This window comes from Streptococcus pseudopneumoniae (assembly GCF_038148935.1).
Taxonomy (GTDB): domain Bacteria; phylum Bacillota; class Bacilli; order Lactobacillales; family Streptococcaceae; genus Streptococcus; species Streptococcus pseudopneumoniae_U.
Genome location: NZ_JBBJZX010000159.1, coordinates 1 through 1,844, shown reverse-complemented (window position 1 = coordinate 1,844; position 1,844 = coordinate 1). Strand labels below are relative to the sequence as shown.

At 44.7% G+C, this 1,844-nt stretch carries 1 protein-coding gene; it reads left to right on the top strand.

The features are described 5' to 3' along the window. On the top strand, positions 1-1,749 hold a 1,749-nt coding region (locus WKI42_RS10270), incomplete at its 5' end, for an ATP-dependent Clp protease ATP-binding subunit (RefSeq protein WP_368081871.1). Between the last annotated feature and the right edge of the window lie 95 nt (positions 1,750-1,844).

The following is a 1,844-nucleotide window of genomic DNA, read 5'->3' as shown; positions in this document are numbered from 1 at the left end:
AATCCTGTCTTGGTTGGGGATGCTGGTGTCGGGAAAACTGCTCTGGCGCTTGGTATTGCCCAGCGTATTGCTAGTGGTGATGTACCTGCGGAAATGGCTAAGATGCGCGTGTTAGAGCTTGATTTGATGAATGTCGTTGCAGGGACACGTTTCCGTGGTGACTTTGAAGAGCGCATGAACAATATCATCAAGGATATTGAAGAAGATGGTCAAGTAATTCTATTTATCGACGAACTCCACACCATCATGGGTTCTGGGAGCGGGATTGATTCGACTCTGGATGCGGCCAATATCTTGAAGCCAGCCTTGGCGCGTGGAACTTTGAGAACGGTTGGTGCCACCACTCAGGAAGAATATCAAAAACATATCGAAAAAGATGCTGCCCTTTCTCGTCGTTTTGCTAAAGTAACGATTGAAGAGCCAAGTGTTGCAGACAGCATGACCATTTTGCAAGGTTTGAAGGCGACTTATGAGAAACATCACCGTGTGCAAATCACAGATGAAGCGGTTGAAACAGCGGTCAAGATGGCTCATCGTTACTTGACCAGTCGCCATTTGCCAGACTCTGCTATCGATCTCTTGGATGAGGCAGCAGCAACAGTGCAAAATAAATCAAAGCATGTAAAAGCAGACGATTCTGACTTGAGTCCAGCTGACAAGGCCTTGATGGATGGTAAGTGGAAACAGGCAGCCCAGCTAATCGCAAAAGAAGAGGAAGTGCCTGTCTATAAAGACTTGGTGACAGAGGCTGATATTTTGACTACCTTGAGTCGTTTGTCAGGTATCCCTGTTCAAAAATTGACGCAAACAGATGCTAAGAAATACTTGAACTTGGAAGCCGAACTCCACAAACGTGTCATTGGGCAAGATCAAGCTGTTTCAAGCATTAGCCGTGCGATTCGCCGTAATCAGTCAGGAATTCGCAGTCACAAGCGTCCGATTGGTTCTTTTATGTTCTTAGGACCTACAGGTGTCGGTAAGACCGAATTGGCTAAGACTTTGGCAGAAGTTCTTTTTGACGATGAATCAGCCCTTATCCGCTTTGATATGAGTGAGTATATGGAGAAATTCGCAGCCAGCCGTCTCAATGGAGCTCCTCCGGGTTATGTGGGTTATGAAGAAGGTGGGGAGTTGACCGAGAAGGTTCGCAACAAACCCTATTCCGTTCTCCTCTTTGACGAGGTAGAAAAGGCCCACCCAGACATCTTTAATGTTCTCTTGCAGGTTTTGGATGACGGTGTCTTGACAGATAGCAAGGGACGCAAGGTTGACTTTTCAAATACTATTATCATCATGACGTCAAATCTTGGTGCGACAGCCCTTCGTGATGACAAGACTGTCGGATTTGGGGCTAAGGATATTCGTTTTAATCAGGAAAATATGGAAAAACGCATGTTTGAAGAGCTGAAAAAAGCTTATAGACCGGAGTTTATCAACCGTATTGATGAAAAGGTGGTCTTCCATAGCCTGTCTAGTGACCATATGCAGGAAGTAGTGAAGATTATGGTCAAGCCTTTAGTGGCAAGTTTAGCTGAAAAAGGCATTGACTTGAAATTACAAGCTTCCGCACTGAAATTGTTGGCAAATCAAGGATATGACCCAGAGATGGGAGCTCGTCCACTTCGCAGAACCCTACAAACAGAAGTGGAAGATAAGTTAGCAGAACTTCTTCTCAAGGGAGAATTAGAGGCAGGCAGCACACTTAAGATTGGTGTTAAAGCAGGCCAGTTAAAATTTGATATTGCATAAAAGAATAAAAGTATCAGCATCTGACCATAAGTCACAGTGGAGTGATACTCAATGAAAATCAAAGAGCAAACTAGGAAGCTAGCCACAGGTTGCTA